This is a genomic window from Rahnella sp. CFA14(1/10) (genome assembly GCF_004195095.1).
In the GTDB taxonomy this organism is placed as follows: Bacteria; Pseudomonadota; Gammaproteobacteria; order Enterobacterales; family Enterobacteriaceae; genus Rahnella; species Rahnella perminowiae.
This window is the reverse complement of record NZ_SEWS01000027.1, coordinates 1-983: the sequence shown is the minus strand read 5'-3', so window position 1 is coordinate 983 and position 983 is coordinate 1. Positions and strand designations below refer to the sequence as shown.

Here is a 983-nt window from a genome sequence, read left to right as displayed (position 1 = left end):
AAAACCTACGGCGGTTCTGCACGTGCATTCGACCAGATCGATAACGCACCAGAAGAAAAAGCTCGTGGTATCACCATCAACACTTCACACGTTGAATATGACACCCCGACTCGTCACTACGCGCACGTTGACTGCCCAGGGCACGCCGACTACGTGAAAAACATGATCACCGGTGCTGCTCAGATGGACGGCGCTATCCTGGTTGTTGCTGCAACTGACGGCCCTATGCCTCAGACGCGTGAGCACATCCTGCTGGGTCGCCAGGTTGGCGTTCCATACATGATCGTGTTCATGAACAAATGCGACATGGTAGATGACGAAGAGCTGCTGGAACTGGTAGAAATGGAAGTTCGTGAACTTCTTTCTGCTTACGAATTCCCAGGCGACGACATCCCGGTCATCAAAGGTTCAGCGCTGAAAGCACTGGAAGGCGATGCAACGTGGGAAGCGAAAATCATCGAACTGGCAGAAGCACTGGACAGCTACATTCCATTGCCAGAGCGTGCTATCGATAAGCCATTCCTGCTGCCAATCGAAGACGTATTCTCCATCTCCGGTCGTGGTACAGTTGTAACCGGTCGTGTAGAGCGCGGTATCGTTAAAGTAGGCGAAGAAGTTGAAATCGTCGGTATCAAGGACACTGTTAAGTCAACTTGTACTGGCGTTGAAATGTTCCGCAAACTGCTGGACGAAGGCCGTGCAGGCGAGAACGTGGGTGTTCTGCTGCGTGGTATCAAACGTGAAGACATCGAACGTGGTCAGGTTCTGGCTAAACCAGGTTCAATCAAACCACACACCAAGTTTGATTCCGAAGTGTACATCCTGAGCAAAGATGAAGGTGGTCGTCATACTCCATTCTTCAAAGGCTACCGTCCACAGTTCTACTTCCGTACAACTGACGTGACCGGTACTATCGAACTGCCAGAAGGCGTTGAGATGGTAATGCCTGGTGACAACGTGAACATGGTTGTTACGCTGATCCA

The 983-nt window shown here is 51.1% G+C and carries 1 protein-coding gene; it reads left to right on the top strand.

Going from position 1 to position 983, the window contains the following annotated elements; all coding sequences use genetic code 11:
• Positions 1 to 983, top strand: a 983-nt coding sequence (gene tuf, locus EVX52_RS25060; RefSeq protein ID WP_129955688.1) for an elongation factor Tu, incomplete at both ends; no start/stop codon positions are given.